This window comes from Bradyrhizobium sp. Ken01 (assembly GCF_055807355.1).
The window spans coordinates 1-19,237 of sequence record NZ_JBVVPC010000074.1; the positions used below are offsets into that span (position 1 = coordinate 1).

The window sequence follows — 19,237 nt, forward strand, 5'->3', positions numbered from 1 at the left end:
ACGCCAAGGCACGCGATGCGCGCACCGCCTACGCCAATGCAACTTGACAACAGAGATAGTCGCTCATCCGGCGCCATGGCCGATCCGAAGCATCGGCGTTTTGTTTTAAGAACGGCGGTCGAAGGCCGCCTACGCCACTTCTCCCACAAGGGGAGAAGGAAGGAAACATTCGCGTTCGGTTCAGATCAGAGCAAGGCATGGCACCGAACGGACCGTTCGTGCGCTCACGGCAATTGCGTGCTAGCTCGCCGGTCCGTCCGGCGAGGCGCTCTCGGCCGGCTTGCTGCGCTCGCTTTGCAGCACCCCGCGTGCGAACTCGATGATCTTTTGCTTGTTTGCCGTTTCGCGGACGGCGAAAAATACGCGGTTGAGTTCCAGGCCGAGCACGCTGTTGAGGGCGATGTCCTCGTCTTCCATCGTGGTTTCCCCGCTTCAGACATTGCAGGTGTAACTTGACGTCACTTCTTCCACAAGTAGATTAAGCCTTCGGGGTCAATGAGATACCGGGAAACTACGGAAGCGGTGAATTGAGGCAGTCGCCAGGACGTGCTATACTAATAGCAAGGGTCAGGAAACGCACCGATGTCCGCCGTGGATTATGGCCGGGAAGCGCTCGACTTCATTGAGGGGCTTGGAGCCTATACCAAGGTTCCGGACGTCATGGATGCGCTTGCGACCGCGTTCGGGCGCTACGGCTTCGAGCACATCATCGTAACCGGCTTGCCGAATCCCGATCAGCGTTTTTCCCAGATGGTGCTCGCCAAGAAGTGGCCGGCGGAGTGGTTCAGCCTCTATACCCAAAAAGGCTACGACCGCGTCGATCCCGTGATCCGCAAATGCCGGCAGACGGTGAACCCTTTCGAGTGGTCCGAGGCGCCGTACGATCCAGAGCTGGAGCCGGGCGCGGTAGAGGTGATGCGGCGCGCTGCCGATTTCCGTATGTCGCGCGGCTTCGTCGTGCCGATCCACGGATTGACCGGCTACGAGGCCGGCGTCTCGCTCGGTGGCGTTCACCTCGATCTCAATGCGCGCAGCAAGCCGGCGCTGCACCTGATCGGCATGTACGGCTTCGATCACATTCGCCGCTTGCTCGATCCGGCGCCCCATCGATCGATGCGCCTTACCCCGCGCGAGCGCGAGGTGCTCGCCTGGGCTTCGCAGGGCAAGTCGGCTTGGGAAATCGGTGAGATCCTGCACATCACGCAGCGCACCGCCGAAGAGCATCTCGCAACTGCCGCGCGCAAACTTGGTGCCGTCAACCGGACGCATGCGGTTGCGATCGCAATCCGCCACAGAATCATCACCCCCTGAAATCCGCGCCTACTGGGAAATTTCCCAGTAGTCGCTTTGGCCGCTTTCCGTGAGTGTTCCCCTTATTTCGAACAACGGGGGAATAAATGATTCATGTGATTTCTGCCGCCAACCGGCACCTCTACGAGGACGTTCTCGAGCAACATTTCAGGGTGCGTCACGAGATTTTTGTCGAGGAGCGGAAATGGGAGGCGCTGCGCAAGCCCGATCGCCGCGAGGTCGATACCTACGACAATGAGGACGCGGTTTACCTGCTGGCGCTCGAAAATCGCCGGGTGCTCGGCGGCTCCCGCCTGTATCCTACCACCAAGCCGACGATGATGAGCGAGGTCTTCCCGCATCTCGCTGCAGTGCGCGGTTGCCCCTCGAATCCGCTGGTATGGGAGTGGTCACGTTTCTTCGTTTCGCGCGAGCGCCGCGACGGCGCGTTCAATTGGCAATTGATGGCAGCGGCACAGGAGTTCTGTCTCGATCAGGGCATCGAGCGTCTCTGTCTTGTCATGGAGACCTGGTGGCTGCCGCGCTTCCACGAGATCGGATTCATCGTCACGCCGCTGGGATTGCCGGCGCTGGTCGAGAATTCCTGGACGATGGCGGCCACGATCGAGATCCGTCAAGAGTCGCTGGATGCCGTGTGTGACCGTATCGGGATGACAAACGTCGTGCATCAGGACGGTCCGCGTATCGATTGCATAGCCCTTGCCAACCTCTGCGGCCTCGCTGCCGCGCAACGAAAGAGCGCCTGAGATGTCGAACATGATGCGGGACAGCCAGATCATGGCTCAGATCAAGGACGAAAATCTCGGCTACATGTCCGACATGGCGCTCGAACTCGCGCAGATGGCGGAAGACACCGGACTGGCGACGCTCGCCTATCTGTTCCGGATGGCGGCGCTGGAGGCCTCGACCGCCAATAGCGTGCTTGCCGAGCCGGATGACCTTCCCCGGCAGATGACGTCGCACTAGGCGTCTCCATCCCATACGTTGCGACGAATTTCACACCCTCTCTCCGGCAACGGAGGGAGGGTGATCCGCTTTGGGTGCGGCAGGTTGACCCATCCTGCGCGGCAGTCTTCTTGCAGGGCAAATTACGGGGCCAGGATCGATCGCATGCATCGGCATGCAACAAAGTGCATGTTGGGTGTCGAATCGCTCTTGCCTCGGAACGATACTGCCATTACCCATTTTTCCGCCTTGTAGAGGCAGGGGGAGCTCTTTCACTGATGGCGACCGTGTTCGAACATCGGCGCGAACCTGCGTGCGCCTGAAAGAGTTTTGATGCTGCTCGTCGTCGAACAGTTCTTGAACGGATTGCAGTTTGGCCTGCTGCTGTTTCTGCTCGCCGCCGGCCTGACGCTGGTGTTCGGGATCATGGATCTCGTCAACCTCGCGCACGGCTCGCTCTACATGATGGGCGCCTATTTCGCCGCGACCTTCGCAGCCTGGACCGGCAGCTTCCTGCTCGGCGCGCTGCTGGCGCTCGGCGCGACGCTCGTGCTCGGCATCGTGCTCGAGATGACCGCACTGCGGCATCTCTATGGACGCGACCATCTCGACCATGTGCTCGCGACCTTCGGCCTGATCCTGTTCTTCAATGAAGCCGTGCGGCTGATCTGGGGCCCGGCCGGGCTTGCGCTGCCGCTGCCGGCATGGCTCACCGTGCCGGTGCCGATCCTGCCGGGCATTCACTATCCCGCTTATCGCCTCGCCATCATCGTCGTGGCGCTGCTGGTTGCGCTGCTGCTCTATCTCGGCGTGATGCGCACCCGCATCGGCATGCTGATCCGGGCCGGTGCTTCCAATCGCGAGATGATCGGTGCGCTCGGCATCAACATCAAGCTGCTCTACACCCTGGTGTTCGGGCTCGGTGCCGCGCTCGCCGGTCTTGCCGGATTGATGCAGGCGCCGATCCTCACCGTGCAGATCGGCATGGGCGAGAACATCCTGATCCTCGCCTTCGTCATCATCGTGATCGGCGGCATCGGTTCGATCCGCGGCGCGTTCCTGGCCGCGATCTTCGTCGGCATGATCGACACGCTCGGCCGCGCCTTCCTGCCCAATTTGTTGCGGCAGGTGCTGAGCGGCGCCGCCGCCTCCACCGCCGCGCCCGCGCTGTCGTCCATGCTGATCTATCTGCTGATGGCGATCGTGCTGGTGGTACGTCCGGAGGGGCTGTTTCCGGCCAATCGCCGATGAAGGCTTTCACTGTGAGCAAGGCCGTCACGGCCCTGATGCTGGCGGGCCTCGTGCTGCTCCCGCTCTATTCGCAAGCTTCCGGCAACGTCTTCATCCTGACGCTGTTCACCCGCATCGTCATCCTGGCGCTGGCGGCCGCGAGCCTCAACCTCATCATGGGTTTTGGCGGCATGATGAGTTTTGGCCACGCCGCTTATCTCGGCATCGGCGGTTACGCGGTCGGCATGCTGGCGCAGGAAGGCGTGGGAAGCGGCTTCGTCCAGTTTCCCGTCGCGCTCGCGGCGTCCGCGACTTACGCGCTGGTGATCGGCGCGCTCTCGCTTCGCACGCGTGGCGTTTACTTCATCATGATCACGCTCGCCTTCGCGCAGATGGCCTATTACGTCGCCTCGGGGCTGGCGCGTTACGGCGGCGATGACGGCCTCACCGTGTACAAGCGCAGCGACTTCTCCGGGCTGATCAATCTGTCGAACCGCACGCAGTTCTATTATCTCTGCCTCGCCTGCCTGTTCGGCGTGGTCTTCCTGATCTGGCGCATCGCCAATTCGCGCTTCGGTCTCGTCCTGCAGGGCCTGCGCTCCAACGAGCAGCGCATGCAGGCGATCGGCTTTCCCTCGAAACGCTACCAGCTGGTCTGCTTCGTCATCTCGGGCATGATGTGCGGCCTTGCCGGCGCGCTGCTCGCCAACAACACCGATTTCGTCAGCCCGGCCGTGATGTACTGGACGCGTTCCGGCGACCTCATGGTGATGGTGATCCTCGGGGGCATGGGCACGCTGTTCGGTCCGGTCATCGGCGCGGTGGTGTATTTGCTGCTGGAAGAGTTCTTGTCGCAGCTCACCGAATACTGGGCGCTGATCATGGGCCCGCTGCTGCTCCTGATCGTGCTGTTCGGCCGCGGCGGCATCATGGGCCTGCTCGGGAGGCTCAACCGTGGCTGAACCGCTGCTCCGCGTCGACAAGCTGGTGCGCCGCTTCGGCGGCATCATTGCGACCGACAACGTCTCGCTCGACGTCGCGGCGGGTGAGCTGCACGCCATCATCGGCCCGAACGGCGCCGGCAAGACCACGCTGATCAGCCAGCTCACCGGGCATCTGGAGCCGCATTCCGGCAGCGTCTTGCTGGCGGGGCGCGACATCACCTATCTGCCGGCCTATCGCCGCTGCGCGCTGGGCCTGGCACGTTCGTTCCAGATCACCTCCCTGCTGCTCGATTTCACCGCCGCCGACAATGTCGCGCTCGCGGCGCAAGCGCATGCCGGCACCTCGTTCCGCTTCTTCGCCAATGCACGCAAGGAGAAGGGCCTGCGCGATGCCGCGCATGCCGCGCTCGACCGCGTCGGTCTCGCGCATCGCGCCGATGTCCTTGTGTCCAGGCTCAGCCATGGCGAGCGTCGCCAGATCGAGCTGGCGGTTGCGCTGGCCAGCAAGCCGAAGCTTTTGCTGCTCGACGAGCCGATGGCGGGCCTCGGCGTCACCGAGTCCCAGCGCATGGTGCAGCTGCTCCAGGAGCTGCGCAAAGAGGTCTCGATCGTGCTGGTCGAGCACGACATGCCGGCGGTGTTTGCGCTGGCCGACCGCATCTCAGTGCTGGTCTATGGCCGGGTCATCGCCTCCGGCGATCCGGCCGCGATCCGGGCGAACGAGGACGTCAAGCGCGCCTATCTCGGCGAGGCGCATGTGGTGACGCACCATGTCTGAAAAAGGGATGAGTGACACGCTGCTCGAGGTCGACGGCATCGAGACCTGCTACGGCCTGTCCCAGGTGCTGTTCGGCCTGTCGCTGTCGGTCAAATCAGGCGAGATGGTCTCGCTGATGGGCCGCAACGGCATGGGCAAGACCACAACCATCCGCTCCATCATGGGCCTGACGCCGGCGCGCGCGGGCAGCATCCGCTTTGCGGGCTCCGAAGTGCGGACGCAACCGTCCTACCGGATCGCAAAGCTCGGTGTCGGCCTCGTCCCCGAGGGGCGGCAGATCTTCCCGAACCTCACCGTGCGCGAAAACCTGGTCGCGGCCGCCGCCGATCGTTTCGACAGCAGCAATCCCTGGACGCTGGCGGCGATCTACGTGATGTTTCCACGCCTCGCCGAGCGCGCCTCCAACATGGGCAACCAGCTCTCCGGCGGCGAGCAGCAGATGCTCGCAATCGGCCGCGCACTGATGACCAACCCGAAGCTCCTCATCCTGGATGAAGCGACCGAAGGCCTGGCACCCCTGATCCGCGAAGAGATCTGGAGCTGCCTGTCGCTGCTCAAGAGCCGGGGACAGTCGATCCTGGTCGTCGACAAGAACGTCGACCACCTCGCCCGCATCTGCGACCGCCACACCATCATCGAGCGCGGCAAGACGGTGTGGAGCGGCACCTCGGACGAGCTGTTGGCCGAGCCTGATCTGCAGCACAAATATCTGGGGATTTGAGGCTGGGCGGTGAGGTGAGTTACGCCGTGGCCGCTTCCCTTGGTGTGGTCCTGGCGAAAGCCAGGACCCATACCGCGAGGTCCATCTATTGTGGGCAGTATAAGTACCGAACGGCAGTCTTCGCCAAACGCCTTGTTGGGGTGATGGGTCCTGGCTTTCGCCAGGACGACGTTGGCAATCACCAATAAATCCCGTGCCGATGCAGTTCGCGGATCACGCGTGCCTCGGTGGATGGCTGGCGACGTTTCGGCTTGGCCGTTTCCCTCGCGCTGGCAACCGGCGCGGCACTGGACTGGGTTGCGGCCGGAGCGATCGCGGTGGTCGTCGCAGTCGCTGCCGGGGGCGTTGAAGTTGGGGCTGTGGTCGCCGTCTGGACATTGGTGGGCGCTGCCGCCGGAGCTTGTGGCGGCGTGGCTGCTGTCGTTGCCGGCTGCTCGGCGGTCTGCGGGCTCGCATTTGTCGCCGCAAGGCTAAGGCTTCGTGGTCCGCCGGCATAGGCCTGGCTCGCCAGCAGCGACATTGCCGCGATCAGGATCAGCTTTCGCATGACACCCTCCGTTACCTGGTCAACCCGTCTTGCCTAATTCGCCGGGCCTCTATCGCGACGAGCGGCCCATCCCGATTTCGATCAGGGTGGCACGGCAGGACAGGCGATAAATCAAGCTGAACAGATGATCCCACATGATCGAACTCCGTTGTTGATCAATCCCGGCATCCTAACCCTCCATCGTTTCCGGCGATCTTCGCGGGGGCGGAAAAATGACTTCGTCGGCAAAGTCAAAGGTTTCGTCGGAAGCACCGGCGCGAAACTGGCTCACGCCGGCGTGAGGGCCTGTCGGAGTGGCGGTCGTTGGCTCGGCGCCCCGGCGATCCTAATCGTGGACCAACATCAGGCGGCCATCCTCGAGGCCGAACACGAGTGCGGGACGATCGCGGTATTTCACGCCGCCGATATTCGTCGCGATCCTTGCCGGAAGCCTGATGCGCGCGATGTCATGCGGGCCTGCGACGAACCCGATGAGCCGCAGCGTTCGCCGTTCGAGGTCCGGTACCGCGAGATCTGGATGGCCGTCGCCATCAAAATCGGCCGTAAAGCTCATGTGCAGCGATCGCGAGCCGATGAAATGGTTCGATACGTCGGAAGTTTCCGCCGATTTTTCCAAACGATCATGCCGCCACGACCACATTTCGAGAATCCCGACCACATGAGGCTGGCGGACAAGCACGATATCCGTGGTGCCATCGCCGTCGAAATCGGCGATGCCGGCCGGGTTGAGCCAAGCATGGGCGTGGCCGATCGGAGGCGTCTCCGCAACGATGGCCGTCGAGACGGGATCGATGACAGCCAGCGCGGAGCCGCGCTTCAGATAGGATTTGACCAACACAATTCTTTCGCGGCCACCGATCGCAGCGACGCGCGGCTCCAAGTCTTCGAACACGGCGTCACCATCCAGGCGTAGCGTGCGTTGTCCGCCCTCGCGCGGCTCGATCACCAGGCTACCGGCCTCGATGGCATGGCCGAGGACGCCGTGGCGATAGCGTTCGGTCGGCTCGGCGAGCCAAGCACGCGCGACGGTGTCGCGGCCTGTCGCGATACGCCCATCCGCAAGCGCCCCGGTCGGCGGCGCCGGATGTTCGAGCGCTGCGGCGGGCACCATGCGCATCGCTTTCGCGTCGAATTGGTACCAATTCGTGCCAATTGCAATTCGGACGTCGCTATCCGCCAAATCAATTTCGCTGACGCGGCCGGGGGTGCGTACGGTGCTCGCCTGCCAGTCGGCCAGGGCTGGCGCGGACAAGGCTGGCGCGGACAGGATCAGGGAAAATAGCAGGGCCGCCGGGCGCAACCGCATCATGGTACTCCTGGAAAATCCGGCTGCGTTGCGGGGATCGGCGGCGGTTGGCGGCGGCTCAAAATATCTCGAAATATTCGCGGTGCTCCCAGTCGGTCACCTCGGACAGGAAGCGGTCGATCTCGGCATTCTTGATGTGGGTGTAATAATCGACGAACTCAGGCCCGAGCTTTTCGCGGAAGAACGGATCGTCCTTCAGCGCGCTGACCGCATCGCGCAGCGACTTCGGCAAGAGCGGCGCCTTGGTTTCGTAGGGCGCATCGGCCGACGGGCCGGGATCGAGCTTGCGGTCGACGCCGTCGAGGCCGGAGAGGATCTGCGAGGCCATGTAGAGATAGGGATTGGCGGCGGGCTCGCCGATGCGGTTTTCCAGGCGCGTGGCGGCGTCGCCGGCCGCGCCGAGCACGCGGATCATCACGCCGCGATTGTCGCGGCCCCAGATCGCGCGGTCCGGCGCCAGCGAATAGGAGCGGTAGCGCTTGTAGCCATTGATGGTCGGGGTGGTGAACACCGTCGACGCGCGGGCGTGGTCGAGCAGGCCGGCAAGCCAGGCGCGGCCGAACGCGCTGAGCGGCTCGCCGCCGTCTTTGGCCATGAACTGATTCTCGCCGCTCGTGCGTGAGACGACCGATTGGTGCAGATGCCAGCCGCTCGCGAACAGGTTCGGCAGCTTCGGCCGGCACATGAAGGTGGCGTGATAGCCGTGGCGATGCGCGATCTGCTTCACGGCGCTCCGAAACAGCACCATGTTGTCCGCGGGCTCCAGCCCTTTCTTCGGCGCGAAGGTGAACTCGCACTGGCTCGGCCCAAACTCGACCTCGACCGAGCGCAAGGGCAATCCGAGCGCGACGATGTCACGCCGCAAAATCTCCAGCACCGGCTCCATCTGATCGAAGCGCTGCTCGGTGAGGTATTGATAGCCGTGGCTGAGCAGGCCCACCGAAGGCGGCGTGCCGGGCTGGCCGGCATCTTCCGGGCGCATATGCGGATCGTCGAGCTTGAAGATGTGGAATTCGACCTCGAGCCCCGCCACGAAATCGTGGCCGCGGCGTCCGAGCTCATCGAGCGCCTTGCGATAGAGCCCGCGCGTCGCGAACGGCACCGGCCGGCCGTCGTTGAAATAGAGGTCGCAGAGAACCCAGCCGGTGGTCGGTGCCCACGGCAGAACGCGAAAACTAGTGGGATCGGCAACCATCAGCGCGTCGGCCGCGCCCTCCATCTCCTTCATGCCGAAGCCGCCGCCTGATGTGAACACCGGAAACACCGTGCGGTGCGAGGTGTCCTTGGCGAGCATGGTGGTGGTGATGGAGCAGCCGCTCTCCAGCGAAGCGATCGCCTCGGCGGCGATGATGGTCTTGCCGCGTAAGATGCCGTGCTGGTCGGGGAAAGCGAGGCGGATGACCTCGAGGTTCTTCTCCTCGACGATGCGGCGCATGCGCGCCGCCGCGTCCTTCTGCTCATCCGACCACAGCGCATGACGCGCAACGAAAGTCACTTTGGCAGTTCCTTCTTGCTCGGCGAGAGTATAGCGCACACTATCATCGTCCGCGAAGGCGGACGATCCAGTATTCCAGAGACGTCCGTGTATCCACGAGAGGCCGCGGCGTACTGGATGCCCCGCCTTCGCGGAGCATGACAGCGGAGAATGTGGAGCCGCCGTCTCGCCCCGCCAGCGGCGAACTGCATTATCACTCCGCCGCCGTCAGCCGATGCACGTTGTCCGCAATCTCCTTCGGTACCGGCGCCGTCCACGGCGCGCTGCGGCGGCGCTTGACGTCGACTTCCATCCAGTAGATCTCCCAGCCTCGTGTCGGCCCGATGCCGTCCATGGTCGCCGGGCCCTGGATCGAACGTGCGCTGGCCTCGTCGAGATGCAGCATCGGCTTCTCGCCGCCTCCGACCTTCTCGATCTCCTGCCGCAGCAGGCGGCGGTATTGCACGATTGCCTTGTCGCTCGTGCCGAGGTGCTCCCGGGTGCGGTCCTGGATCGCGCCCATCGACTCCACCGCCCATTGGTCGTGCACGTTGATGTCGGTGCCCATGCCGGTATAGGTCGCCGTCTGCTGCTCGTGCGGATCGAAGCCGTAATCGTTGGTCCTGTTCTTGCGAGATTTGTAATCCGGCAGCTCATAGAGCTCGAGCCGCTGGTCGCGCATCTTCTTCTTGTCCACGGGGTTCGAATAGCTGGTGAAGATCGCGTACCAATAGCAGTTCTCGTCGTCGATCGGCACGTGCCACTGCGTGATCGTCATCTCCGTGCTCATGGGGATGACGAAACCGTGTGGGAAGAGCTGGTTGGTGACGCGCACATGGGTGCGCTCCTCGTCGATCTCGCGCAGCGCGATCAGCCGCAGGCCGTATTCGGTATGCTCGACATTGATGATGGGGCGGTCGTACTCGCGCAAAATCTTCGTCATCGGCAAGTCGGAGCCTGCCGATGCGCCGCGGAACTGCTTGCCGTAGGCCGTCGAGGTGTCCTCGTCCTCGAAGAAGCGATGCAGATAGGAGGCGTGTGCGGGATCGATGCCGACTTCGAGCGCCTGGAGCCAGTTGCAGGCCATGTGCCCCTTGAACGCAAAGGTGTGGGTATCAGGCGCGACGAAACAGTCGAGCTCCGGAAAGGCCGGCGGTTTGCCCTCGCCGAGATAAGCCCAGAGGATGCCGCTCTTCTCCACCACGGGATAAGAGCGCTGGCGGACGTTCTGGCAGAGTTTTGAATCCTTCGGCTCCGCCGGCGTCTCGATGCATTGCCCGGTGGCGTCGAACAGCCAGCCGTGGAAGGCGCAGCGCAGGCCGCCATGCTCGAGCCGTCCGAACGCGAGATCGGCGCCGCGATGCGCGCAGTGCCGATCGATCAGGCCGGAACGCCCGCTCTCGTCGCGGAACAGCACCAGGTTTTCGCCGAGCAATCTGACGGGGCGGATCGGTCGATCGCCGTCGAGCTCGTCCACCAGCGCCGCCGGCTGCCAATAGCTCCGCATCAGCTTCCCGCAGGGGTCCTTCGCGCCGGTGCGGGTGATCAGGTCGTTCTGCTCCTGGCTCATCATGGCGAGTGCATCCTTTGTGGAGTGGCGATTGTTCGCCTATTGAACGAATGGGCGAATTATGACATGCCTTGGACACGCGGCAAGCACTATTTTGCAGGATCGTCCCGAGACCATGCCCAAGCTGAAGCGGAACGAGAACGACGAGCGCGCGACCGATTTCGTCGAAAGCCTCGATCGCGGCCTGCGGCTGCTGCAGTGCTTCGGAGCGACGGCGGGTCCGATGACACTCAGCGATCTCGCCCGTGCCGCGGACCTGCCGCGCGCGACCGCGCGACGCATGCTGTTCACGCTTCAGCGCGGCGGTTTTGTCAGCGGCGACGGGAAGCTGTTCTCGCTGACGCCACATGTGCTGACGCTGGCGGCGTCCTATCTGCGGTCCAGCCAGCTCGTCACGGTCCTGCAACCGGTGCTCGATCGCGTTGCGATAGCGGCCAACGAAATCTCCTCGCTCGCGGTGCTCGACGGCGATGAGGTCGTGTTCATCGCGCGCAGTAGTCCCGCGCGCATGTTTTCAGGTGGGCTGGACATCGGCTACCGCCTGCCGGCCTTCTGCACCTCGGTCGGCCGCACCATGCTCGGCCAACTCACCGATGCCGAACTGGCTGCACGGCTGAAAGCGATGAAGCGCGAGGCGTTGACGCCGCAGACGGTGACCGATCCCAAGGCGCTGCTCGCGCGCATCGTCGCCGATCGCGCGCAGGGTTACGCGCTGGTCGATCGCGAGGCCGAGCCGCATTTCCGCTCGATCTCAGTCCCGGTGCGTCGTTATGACGATGTCATCGTCGCCGCCATCAACATGGGCGCCCATGTCGACCGGGTGCCGGCTCAGGAGTTGATCGAGCGATTTTTGCCGCTGCTGCATGAGGGCGCGGAAGCCGTGCGGTCGCAACTCTTGTAGCCCGGGTGAGCGAAGCGATACCCCGGGAAAGTCATCGTGAAGCCCCGGATGTCGCTTCGCTCATCCGGGCTGCGCGCCTGTGCAAAAATCGCTACCGGTTGCGCATCCAGTCGGCGAGGCCGGACAGCGCCTTGTCGAGGTCCTGCCGCGCGGCAACGTCCACAACCGTTTCCTCAAGCGCGCCGCGCATGCAGAGCATCCACGCGTCCCGCTCGGCATCGCCGATGGCAAAGCCGATGTGGCGTTGGCGCAGCCGTGGGTGGCCCTTCTCGACCGAATAGAGTTTTGGGCCGCAGGTCCACTCAGTGAGATAGCGCTTGAGCACATCCCTGATGAGGCCAAGGTCGTCCGCATGCATCGCGCGGATGATCTTCGCCTCCGGCAGCGTATCCATCCGCTCATAGAAGCGATCGACCAACAGGTCGATCGTGGTGCTGCCGCCGATCCGCTCGAACATGGAGATCGCAAGGTCGCTGTCGGTCATGGGAGTTCGGACCTACAGCGCGACGCTGCGCAGCCCAAAGCTGCGCGCTTCGTTCTGCAGCACCGGCCGCACCGCATCAACCAGGCGCGCCGCGGCGGCATCGACGGACAGTCCCGCCGTGTCCACCACCGCCGTCGCGCGCGCATACAGCGGCTCGCGGCTCAAGAGGATGTTGCGCAGCTCCGCCATGGCGGAGCGGTCGTCGGCCATCGGGCGCAAATCGCCCTGGCGACGGACGCGGGCCATGTGCTCCTCCGGCTCGGCCTTCAGCCAGATCGTGTAGAACGACGACAGGATCTGGTCGAACGTCAGGGGCTCCGAGACGATGCCGCCGCCGGTCGCCAGCACCATCAGCTCGTTGCGTGCGAGCAGCTGTTGCAGCGCCGCCTGCTCCATGCGGCGAAAGCCTTCCTGGCCGTAGAGCGCGATGATCTCGGCGACCGAGAGGCCGTTCTGCTGCTCGACCTCCTTGTTGAGCTCGACAAAACTCCAGCCGACCTTCTTCGCCAGCATCCGTCCAAGCGTCGATTTGCCGGCCCCGCGCAGGCCGATCAGCGCGATGCCGCAGAACGGCGCGCGCCGTGGCGCGGAGGCGCTGCCGCCCGCGAGCAGGTCCTTGGCTTGCGCGATCTGCGCCGGTGTCGCCTTGCGCAGGAGATCGCGAAACATCTGCCAGTCCGGGGTCGGATCGGCCGAGGGAAGCAGGTCTTCGAGATGCGCGCCCATCGCGTCGGAGACGCGGCGGAGCAGCACGATGGAGACGTTGCCCTTGCCGCTTTCGAGCTGCGCGATGTAGCGCTCCGATATTCCTGATACCTTGGCGAGCACCTTGCGCGACATGCCGCGCAGCGCGCGCATGGTGCGCACGCGCTGGCCGAGCTGTTCGAGAAATCGGGATTCGGCGTCGGGACTGTCGGTCATGGACTTTTCTTTAGCGGATGTCCTGCGGCGCATTTAAATGAAACATAATGCCTGATAGCATTGACAGCAAGCCGATGCAGTGTCTTTCTATGAATTATAATTCTAAATTCAGGGGAGAAGTCCGTGAGCGAGGGATCCTATAACGCGGTGACCTGGCTGCTCGACCGGAACGTCGAGGAGGGACGCGGCAACAAGCTCGCCTTCGACGACACCGTCTCACGGCTCACCTATGGCGAGCTCCAGCGCGCAACGCGGCGCGCCGCCAACATGCTGCGCCGGCTCGGCGTCCGCCGCGAAGAGCGCGTGGCGATGATCATGCTGGATACTGTCGACTTCCCGATCGTGTTTCTGGGCGCGATCCGCGCCGGCATCGTGCCGGTGCCGCTCAACACGCTGCTGACATCGGATCAATACGCCTACATCCTCGCCGACTGCCGCGCGCGCGTGCTGTTCGTCTCGGAAGCGCTCTATCCCGTCATCAAGGACGTCGTCGGCCGCATGCCGGATCTCGAGCATGTCGTGGTGTCCGGCGCCAAGCAGAACGGTCACAAGCAGCTCGCCGAGGAGATTGCGGACGAGAGCGACCGGTTCACCACTGCTGCGACGCATCCGGATGAGCCGGCATTCTGGCTGTACTCGTCAGGCTCGACCGGCATGCCCAAGGGCGTACGCCACATCCATTCGAACATGCAGGCGACCGCGGACACTTATGCGAAGCAGGTGCTCGGCATTCGCGAGAACGACGTTTGTCTTTCCGCGGCAAAGCTGTTCTTCGCCTACGGCCTCGGCAACGCGTTGACCTTTCCAATGTCGGTCGGCGCCACCGTGGTGCTCAACAGCGAACGGCCGACGCCGGCGCGCATGTTCGACCTGATGAACCGCTATAATCCCTCGATCTTCTACGGCGTGCCGACCCTGTTCGCGGCGATGCTCAATGACGAGGCGATGAAGAGCGAGCGCGGCGGCGGCGCCCTGCGCATCTGCACCTCCGCCGGCGAGGCATTGCCGGAATCCGTCGGCAACAGCTGGAAGGCGCGCTTCGGCGTCGACATTCTCGACGGCGTCGGCTCGACCGAGCTGTTGCACATCTTCCTGTCGAATGCTCCCGGCGATATCAAGTACGGCTCCTCCGGCAAGCCAGTGCCGGGCTATGCGGTGCGGCTGGTCAATGAGGGCGGACAGGATGTCGCCGACGGCGAGGTCGGCGAGCTCCTGGTCGATGCGCCCTCCGCCGGCGAAGGCTACTGGAACCAGCGCCACAAGAGCCGCCGCACCTTCGAGGGACCCTGGACCCGCACCGGCGACAAATATGTTCGCGACGCCGAGGGACGCTACACCTTCTGCGGTCGTGCCGACGACATGTTCAAGGTTTCCGGCATCTGGGTCTCGCCGTTCGAGGTCGAGAGTGCGCTGATCACGCATCCCGCCGTGCTGGAAGCTGCCGTCGTGCCCGAAGCCGATCCGGAAGGTCTGCTGAAGCCGAAGGCCTTCGTCGTGCTGCGCCCCGGCGCGACGACGACCGGCCTGCAGGAGATGCTCAAGGACCACGTCAAGCAGAAGATCGGCCCGTGGAAATATCCGCGCTGGATCGACGTGGTGGACTCGCTGCCGAAGACGGCGACGGGCAAGATCCAGCGGTTCAAGCTGCGGGACGGGACGAATTGACAACAGGTCGTTATGGCCGGGCCTGTCCCGGCCATCCACGCGCGACCGCGACTGAGGAACGACGTGGATGCCCGGGCCAATCCCGGCATGACGACGGAGAAGGCGGACGAACAAATGACTCTCACTCCCACCGGCTTCCTCACCATCGGCAACGCCAGCCTCGAATACAAATGGCTAGCGCCGCAATCCGCCGATGCACCCACGATCGTCATGCTGCACGAAGGCCTCGGCTCGGTCGGCTTGTGGGGCGACCTTCCGGAAAAAATTCAGGCTGCGACCGGCGCCGGCATCTTCGCCTATTCGCGTGCAGGCTACGGCCAATCCAGCCCGGTGAAGTTGCCGCGGCCGCTCGACTACATGCACCGCGAGGGCCTGGACGTGCTGCCGAAGATCCTCGATGCGATCGGCTTCAAGCGCGGCCTGCTGCTCGGCCATTCCGACGGCGCCTCGATCGCGACGATCTATGCCGGCGCCCATCAGGATCATCGCCTGAACGGCCTCGTGCTGATCGCGCCGCATTTCATCGTCGAGGACATCTCGGTGAAGTCGATTGCGGACATCAAGACAGCATTCGAGACCACCGACCTGAAGTCAAAGCTCGCGCGCTGGCACAAGGACGTCGACAACGCCTTCTACGGCTGGAACGCCGCCTGGCTCGATCCGAAATTCCGCGACTGGGATATCTCGGAATATCTCGCCTATATCCGCGTTCCTGTCCTGATCCTTCAAGGCGTGGACGACCAATACGGGACGCTGCGTCAGGCCGAGATCGCGCAGCAAGAATGCTATTGCCCGGTCGATTTGAAAGTCATGTCAGGCGCGGCGCATTCTCCCCACCGCGAAGCTCCGGGAGCGACGCTTGATGCGATTGAGCAATTTGCAGCAGCGGCGCTGCGCGAAGACATGAAACAAAATGCATGTTCTCTCGTTTGAGGGGTAGACGCGCCCGAAAATGTGCACTATTGTGCATCTAACACGGCAGCTAAAACGCGTAATCAAGCTCAAGGGTGGCCCATGGCCGGGGAAGATCGGCGCCTCGCAGGCGGCGCGACATTCATCGATTTCCAGACCGAGCCGTCTCGCTACCGGCACTGGAAGCTCGCGGTCGACGGTGACGTCGCCACCCTGACCATGGACGTCGACGAGAATGGCGGCCTGTTCGAGGGCTATCTGCTCAAGCTCAATTCCTACGATCTCGGCGTCGACATCGAGCTTGCCGACGCGGTCCAGCGCCTGCGCTTCGAGCACCCCGAGGTGAAGGTCGTGGTGATGCGCTCGGCCAAGAACCGCGTGTTCTGCGCCGGCGCCAACATCCGCATGCTCGCGGGCTCGACGCATGCCCACAAGGTGAACTTCTGCAAGTTCACCAACGAGACCCGCAACGGCATGGAAGACTCGTCGGAGAATTCCGGCCAGCGCTTCATCACCGTCGTGAATGGCTCGGCCGCCGGCGGCGGCTATGAGCTTGCGCTCGCCACCGACTACATCATGCTCGCCGATGACGGCGCGTCCGCCGTTGCCTTGCCCGAAGTGCCGCTGCTCGCGGTGCTTCCGGGCACCGGCGGCCTCACCCGTGTGGTCGACAAGCGCAAGGTGCGCCGTGATCACGCAGATTTCTTCTGCACCATCGAAGAAGGCGTGAAGGGCAAGCGCGCCGTGCAATGGCGGCTGGTCGACGAGATCGCGCCGAACAGCAAGCTCGAAGGCAAGGTTGCCGAGCGCGCGAGGGAATTCGCCGACGGCTCGAAGCGCAAGGGCAGCGGCAAGGGCATCGCGCTGACGCCGCTCAAGCGCATCATCGATGAGACCAGCATCCGCTATGGCTTTGTCACCGTCGACATCGATCGCGCCGCGCGCATCGCCACGATCTCGATCAAGGCGCCTGAAGCCGCGCCGCCCGCCGACATCGACGGCATGATGGCGCAGGGTGTCGCGTTCTGGCCGCTTCAGGTCGCGCGCGAACTCGACGACGCCATCCTGCATCTGCGCATCAACGAGCTCGAGATCGCGATGCTGGTGTTCAAAAGCCATGGCGACCGCGCCCAGGTGCTCGCCTGCGACGCCTTCCTCGAAGCCAACAAGGCGCACTGGCTGGTCAACGAAATCAGGCATTACTGGAAGCGTGTCTTGAAGCGCATCGACGTCACCTCGCGCACGCTGGTGACGCTGGTCGAGCCCGGCTCCTGCTTCGCCGGCACGCTCGCCGAACTCGTCTTCGCCGCCGACCGCTCCTACATGCTGATCGGCACGCGCCAGGGCGACAACCGTCCGCCGCCGTCGATCGAACTGTCAGCGATGAATTTTGGCCCGTATCCGATGAGCCATGGCCTGACGCGGCTTCAGTCGCGCTTCCAGGCAGATCCGGCCGATGTGGAACGCGCGGAAGCCACCAGGGGCACAGCGCTGGACGCCGAGCAGGCCGAAGAGCTCGGTCTCGTCACCTTCGCACTCGACGACATCGACTGGGACGACGAGGTTCGCGTGTTTCTGGAGGAACGCGCCAGCTTCTCGCCCGACAGCCTCACCGGCATGGAAGCGAGCCTGCGCTTCGTCGGCCCCGAGACGATGGAGTCGAAGATCTTCTCGCGCCTCACCGCGTGGCAGAACTGGATCTTCCAGCGCCCGAACGCGGTCGGCGAGGAAGGCGCGCTGCGCCGCTACGGCAGCGGCCAGAAGCCGAAATTCGATATGACGCGGGTGTAGAGGCGAATGGGGAGTGGCGAATAGCGAATAGAGACACCATTCGCCACTCGCTATTCGCGATCCCAGAATTCGATGCCCGCGATTTAATGAACTAGTCCCACACGGGAGGTCCTCCATGAACATCATGAACGTCGACTACTCGACCAAGATTCCGAACAACGTCAATCTGGCCGAAGACCGCCAGGTGCTCAAAGCGCTGGAAGGCTGGCATCCAGGCTACATGGACTGGTGGAAAGACATGGGGCCGGAAGGCTTCCAGGAATCGCTGGTGTACTTGCGCACCGCCTATTCGGTCGATCCGCGCGGCTGGGCCAAATTCGACTACGTGCGGATGCCCGAGTATCGCTGGGGCATTCTCCTTGCTCCCCAGGAAGAGAATCGCGTCGTGCCGTTCGGCGAGCATCTTGGCGAGCCGGCCTGGCAGGAGGTCCCGGGCGAGTATCGCGCCATGCTGCGCCGTCTGATCGTGATCCAGGGCGACACCGAGCCTGCCTCGGTCGAGCAGCAGCGCCATCTCGGCAAGACCGCGCCCTCGCTGTACGACATGCGCAATCTGTTCCAGGTCAATGTCGAGGAAGGCCGTCACCTCTGGGCGATGGTGTACCTGCTGCAAAAGTACTTCGGGCGCGACGGACGTGAAGAGGCTGACGATTTGTTGCGCCGTCGCTCGGGCGACGCGGATTCGCCGCGCATGTTGGGCGCCTTCAACGAGGCGACGCCGGACTGGCTGTCCTTCTTCATGTTCACCTATTTCACCGACCGCGACGGCAAGATGCAGCTGCACTCGCTGGCGCAGTCGGGCTTCGATCCCCTGTCGCGCACCTGCCGCTTCATGCTGACGGAAGAAGCGCACCACATGTTCGTCGGCGAGACCGGCATCACCCGCGTCGTGCAGCGCACCTGCGACGCGATGCGCGAAGCCGGCATCACCGATCCCACCGACATCGCGAAGGTCCGCGCGCTCGGTGTGATCGACCTGCCGACCATCCAGAAGAAGCTGAACCTGCACTATACACTGTCGCTCGATCTGTTTGGTTCGGAAGTCTCGACCAACGCGGCGAACGCCTTCAACACCGGCATCAAGGGGCGCTATCACGAGACCCAGATCGACGACGATCATCAGCTCAAGAACGCCACCTATCCGGTGCTGAAGTTCATCGACGGCGAGATCAAGCTGGTGGACGAGCCGGCGCTGACCGCGCTCAACATGCGCCTGCGCGACGATTACAGCCAGGATTGCGTCAAGGGCATGCTGCGCTGGAACAAGGTGATCTCGACCTCCGGCTACCAGTTTCAGCTCAAGCTGCCCAACGTCGCCTTCCACCGCCATATCGGCGAGTTCAAGAGCATCCACGCGACGCCGGATGGTCTGTTGATCGACGACGCAACCTGGGCGAAGCGCAAGGACGAATGGCTGCCATCGACCGCGGACGGCGACTTCATCACCTCGCTGATGCAGCCCGTCACCGAGACCGGCCAGTTCGCCTCCTGGATCTCGCCGCCGAAAGTCGGCATCGACAACAAGCCCGGCGATTTCGAGTATGTGAGGATCGAGTCGTAACTTCTTTACCTCTCCCCGTTTGCGGGGAGAGGTCGGATCGCCCTTGCGATCCGGGTGAGGGGGTACAGGTGCGGCGACAATCTCACGTGTGGAGAGAAGCCCCTTGTATCTGCACGGCCAGCATTTGTGCGATGGAAGTGACTTAGCGCCTTGGCCGGTGGCCACCGGCCAAGGCG

General features: G+C 63.6%; 19 protein-coding genes. 12 read left to right on the forward strand and 7 right to left on the reverse strand.

Features of this window, described 5'->3' with window-relative positions; translation table 11 throughout:
- Window positions 1–240: 240 nt before the first annotated feature.
- Window positions 241–417, reverse strand: a complete 177-nt coding sequence (locus AC0L3S_RS36775; RefSeq protein WP_007597932.1) for a hypothetical protein — start codon at window positions 415–417, stop codon at window positions 241–243.
- Window positions 418–582: 165 nt separating this feature from the next.
- Between AC0L3S_RS36775 and AC0L3S_RS36780 the strand changes: the two genes are divergently transcribed.
- The 7 genes from AC0L3S_RS36780 to AC0L3S_RS36810 all read left to right on the forward strand — a co-directional run bounded on the left by AC0L3S_RS36780 (window position 583) and on the right by AC0L3S_RS36810 (window position 5,929).
- Complete coding sequence (locus tag AC0L3S_RS36780; RefSeq protein ID WP_473265868.1) at window positions 583–1,311, forward strand: helix-turn-helix transcriptional regulator; 729 nt, start codon at window positions 583–585, stop codon at window positions 1,309–1,311.
- A gap of 86 nt (window positions 1,312–1,397) precedes the next feature.
- Window positions 1,398–2,057, forward strand: a complete 660-nt coding sequence (locus tag AC0L3S_RS36785) for an acyl-homoserine-lactone synthase (RefSeq protein ID WP_473265869.1) — start codon at window positions 1,398–1,400, stop codon at window positions 2,055–2,057.
- Window position 2,058: 1 nt separating this feature from the next.
- Window positions 2,059–2,277: a hypothetical protein gene (locus AC0L3S_RS36790; protein WP_027514447.1), complete on the forward strand. Its 219-nt coding sequence runs from the start codon at window positions 2,059–2,061 to the stop codon at window positions 2,275–2,277.
- 312 nt (window positions 2,278–2,589) lie between these two features.
- Entirely contained in the window at window positions 2,590–3,507 is a 918-nt protein-coding gene (locus AC0L3S_RS36795) for a branched-chain amino acid ABC transporter permease (protein WP_007615745.1), read from the forward strand.
- Window positions 3,504–4,448, forward strand: a complete 945-nt coding sequence (locus AC0L3S_RS36800; protein ID WP_473284716.1) for a branched-chain amino acid ABC transporter permease — start codon at window positions 3,504–3,506, stop codon at window positions 4,446–4,448. Before AC0L3S_RS36795 ends, AC0L3S_RS36800 begins: the two co-directional genes overlap by 4 nt.
- Entirely contained in the window at window positions 4,441–5,208 is a 768-nt protein-coding gene (locus AC0L3S_RS36805) for an ABC transporter ATP-binding protein (RefSeq protein WP_473265872.1), read from the forward strand. Before AC0L3S_RS36800 ends, AC0L3S_RS36805 begins: the two co-directional genes overlap by 8 nt.
- A gap of 7 nt (window positions 5,209–5,215) precedes the next feature.
- The gene (locus tag AC0L3S_RS36810; protein ID WP_473265873.1) at window positions 5,216–5,929 is read left to right on the forward strand and encodes an ABC transporter ATP-binding protein; all 714 of its coding nucleotides are present in this window, start codon (window positions 5,216–5,218) and stop codon (window positions 5,927–5,929) included.
- 178 nt (window positions 5,930–6,107) lie between these two features.
- Here the strand turns inward: AC0L3S_RS36810 and AC0L3S_RS36815 are convergent, their stop codons facing one another.
- From AC0L3S_RS36815 to AC0L3S_RS36830, 4 genes are all read right to left on the reverse strand, one after another.
- On the reverse strand, window positions 6,108–6,476 hold the full coding sequence (locus tag AC0L3S_RS36815) for a hypothetical protein (protein WP_473265874.1): 369 nt from the start codon (window positions 6,474–6,476) through the stop codon (window positions 6,108–6,110).
- A gap of 325 nt (window positions 6,477–6,801) precedes the next feature.
- On the reverse strand, window positions 6,802–7,785 hold the full coding sequence (locus AC0L3S_RS36820; protein ID WP_473284718.1) for an FG-GAP repeat domain-containing protein: 984 nt from the start codon (window positions 7,783–7,785) through the stop codon (window positions 6,802–6,804).
- 55 nt (window positions 7,786–7,840) lie between these two features.
- On the reverse strand, window positions 7,841–9,277 hold the full coding sequence (locus tag AC0L3S_RS36825; RefSeq protein WP_473284720.1) for a glutamine synthetase family protein: 1,437 nt from the start codon (window positions 9,275–9,277) through the stop codon (window positions 7,841–7,843).
- Window positions 9,278–9,470: 193 nt separating this feature from the next.
- Window positions 9,471–10,829, reverse strand: coding sequence for an aromatic ring-hydroxylating dioxygenase subunit alpha (locus tag AC0L3S_RS36830; RefSeq protein ID WP_473284722.1), 1,359 nt, complete (start codon window positions 10,827–10,829; stop codon window positions 9,471–9,473).
- A gap of 112 nt (window positions 10,830–10,941) precedes the next feature.
- Here AC0L3S_RS36830 and AC0L3S_RS36835 point away from each other — a divergent pair, with 112 nt between their 5' ends.
- The gene (locus AC0L3S_RS36835) at window positions 10,942–11,727 is read left to right on the forward strand and encodes an IclR family transcriptional regulator domain-containing protein (protein ID WP_007615723.1); all 786 of its coding nucleotides are present in this window, start codon (window positions 10,942–10,944) and stop codon (window positions 11,725–11,727) included.
- Between the two features lie 91 nt (window positions 11,728–11,818).
- Here the strand turns inward: AC0L3S_RS36835 and AC0L3S_RS36840 are convergent, their stop codons facing one another.
- Window positions 11,819–12,211 carry a group II truncated hemoglobin gene (locus AC0L3S_RS36840; protein WP_473284724.1) on the reverse strand — a complete coding sequence of 131 codons (393 nt, stop codon included), beginning with the start codon at window positions 12,209–12,211 and terminating at the stop codon, window positions 11,819–11,821.
- 12 nt (window positions 12,212–12,223) lie between these two features.
- Complete coding sequence (locus AC0L3S_RS36845; RefSeq protein ID WP_083843292.1) at window positions 12,224–13,165, reverse strand: helix-turn-helix transcriptional regulator; 942 nt, start codon at window positions 13,163–13,165, stop codon at window positions 12,224–12,226.
- Between the two features lie 90 nt (window positions 13,166–13,255).
- Here AC0L3S_RS36845 and AC0L3S_RS36850 point away from each other — a divergent pair, with 90 nt between their 5' ends.
- From AC0L3S_RS36850 to boxB, 4 genes are all read left to right on the forward strand, one after another.
- Window positions 13,256–14,797: a benzoate-CoA ligase family protein gene (locus tag AC0L3S_RS36850; RefSeq protein WP_473284726.1), complete on the forward strand. Its 1,542-nt coding sequence runs from the start codon at window positions 13,256–13,258 to the stop codon at window positions 14,795–14,797.
- A gap of 114 nt (window positions 14,798–14,911) precedes the next feature.
- On the forward strand, window positions 14,912–15,730 hold the full coding sequence (locus AC0L3S_RS36855) for an alpha/beta fold hydrolase (RefSeq protein ID WP_473284728.1): 819 nt from the start codon (window positions 14,912–14,914) through the stop codon (window positions 15,728–15,730).
- A gap of 81 nt (window positions 15,731–15,811) precedes the next feature.
- Window positions 15,812–17,500 (forward strand): 2,3-epoxybenzoyl-CoA dihydrolase, encoded by a 1,689-nt coding sequence (gene boxC, locus AC0L3S_RS36860; RefSeq protein ID WP_473265883.1) that lies wholly within the window; start codon window positions 15,812–15,814, stop codon window positions 17,498–17,500.
- Window positions 17,501–17,624: 124 nt separating this feature from the next.
- On the forward strand, window positions 17,625–19,061 hold the full coding sequence (gene boxB, locus AC0L3S_RS36865; RefSeq protein WP_473265895.1) for a benzoyl-CoA 2,3-epoxidase subunit BoxB: 1,437 nt from the start codon (window positions 17,625–17,627) through the stop codon (window positions 19,059–19,061).
- Window positions 19,062–19,237: the final 176 nt, after the last annotated feature.

What these genes read in the sequence shown, in the direction of transcription:
- AC0L3S_RS36775 (WP_007597932.1), bottom strand. Translation starts at nt 417, where the DNA reads ATGGAAGACGAGGACATCGCCCTCAACAGCGTGCTCGGCCTGGAACTC.
- AC0L3S_RS36780 (WP_473265868.1), top strand. Translation starts at nt 583, where the DNA reads ATGTCCGCCGTGGATTATGGCCGGGAAGCGCTCGACTTCATTGAGGGG.
- AC0L3S_RS36785 (WP_473265869.1), top strand. Translation starts at nt 1,398, where the DNA reads ATGATTCATGTGATTTCTGCCGCCAACCGGCACCTCTACGAGGACGTT.
- AC0L3S_RS36790 (WP_027514447.1), top strand. Translation starts at nt 2,059, where the DNA reads ATGTCGAACATGATGCGGGACAGCCAGATCATGGCTCAGATCAAGGAC.
- AC0L3S_RS36795 (WP_007615745.1), top strand. Translation starts at nt 2,590, where the DNA reads ATGCTGCTCGTCGTCGAACAGTTCTTGAACGGATTGCAGTTTGGCCTG.
- AC0L3S_RS36800 (WP_473284716.1), top strand. Translation starts at nt 3,504, where the DNA reads ATGAAGGCTTTCACTGTGAGCAAGGCCGTCACGGCCCTGATGCTGGCG.
- AC0L3S_RS36810 (WP_473265873.1), top strand. Translation starts at nt 5,216, where the DNA reads ATGAGTGACACGCTGCTCGAGGTCGACGGCATCGAGACCTGCTACGGC.
- AC0L3S_RS36815 (WP_473265874.1), bottom strand. Translation starts at nt 6,476, where the DNA reads ATGCGAAAGCTGATCCTGATCGCGGCAATGTCGCTGCTGGCGAGCCAG.
- AC0L3S_RS36820 (WP_473284718.1), bottom strand. Translation starts at nt 7,785, where the DNA reads ATGATGCGGTTGCGCCCGGCGGCCCTGCTATTTTCCCTGATCCTGTCC.
- AC0L3S_RS36830 (WP_473284722.1), bottom strand. Translation starts at nt 10,829, where the DNA reads ATGATGAGCCAGGAGCAGAACGACCTGATCACCCGCACCGGCGCGAAG.
- AC0L3S_RS36835 (WP_007615723.1), top strand. Translation starts at nt 10,942, where the DNA reads ATGCCCAAGCTGAAGCGGAACGAGAACGACGAGCGCGCGACCGATTTC.
- AC0L3S_RS36840 (WP_473284724.1), bottom strand. Translation starts at nt 12,211, where the DNA reads ATGACCGACAGCGACCTTGCGATCTCCATGTTCGAGCGGATCGGCGGC.
- AC0L3S_RS36845 (WP_083843292.1), bottom strand. Translation starts at nt 13,165, where the DNA reads ATGCGCCGCAGGACATCCGCTAAAGAAAAGTCCATGACCGACAGTCCC.
- AC0L3S_RS36855 (WP_473284728.1), top strand. Translation starts at nt 14,912, where the DNA reads ATGACTCTCACTCCCACCGGCTTCCTCACCATCGGCAACGCCAGCCTC.
- boxC (WP_473265883.1), top strand. Translation starts at nt 15,812, where the DNA reads ATGGCCGGGGAAGATCGGCGCCTCGCAGGCGGCGCGACATTCATCGAT.
- boxB (WP_473265895.1), top strand. Translation starts at nt 17,625, where the DNA reads ATGAACGTCGACTACTCGACCAAGATTCCGAACAACGTCAATCTGGCC.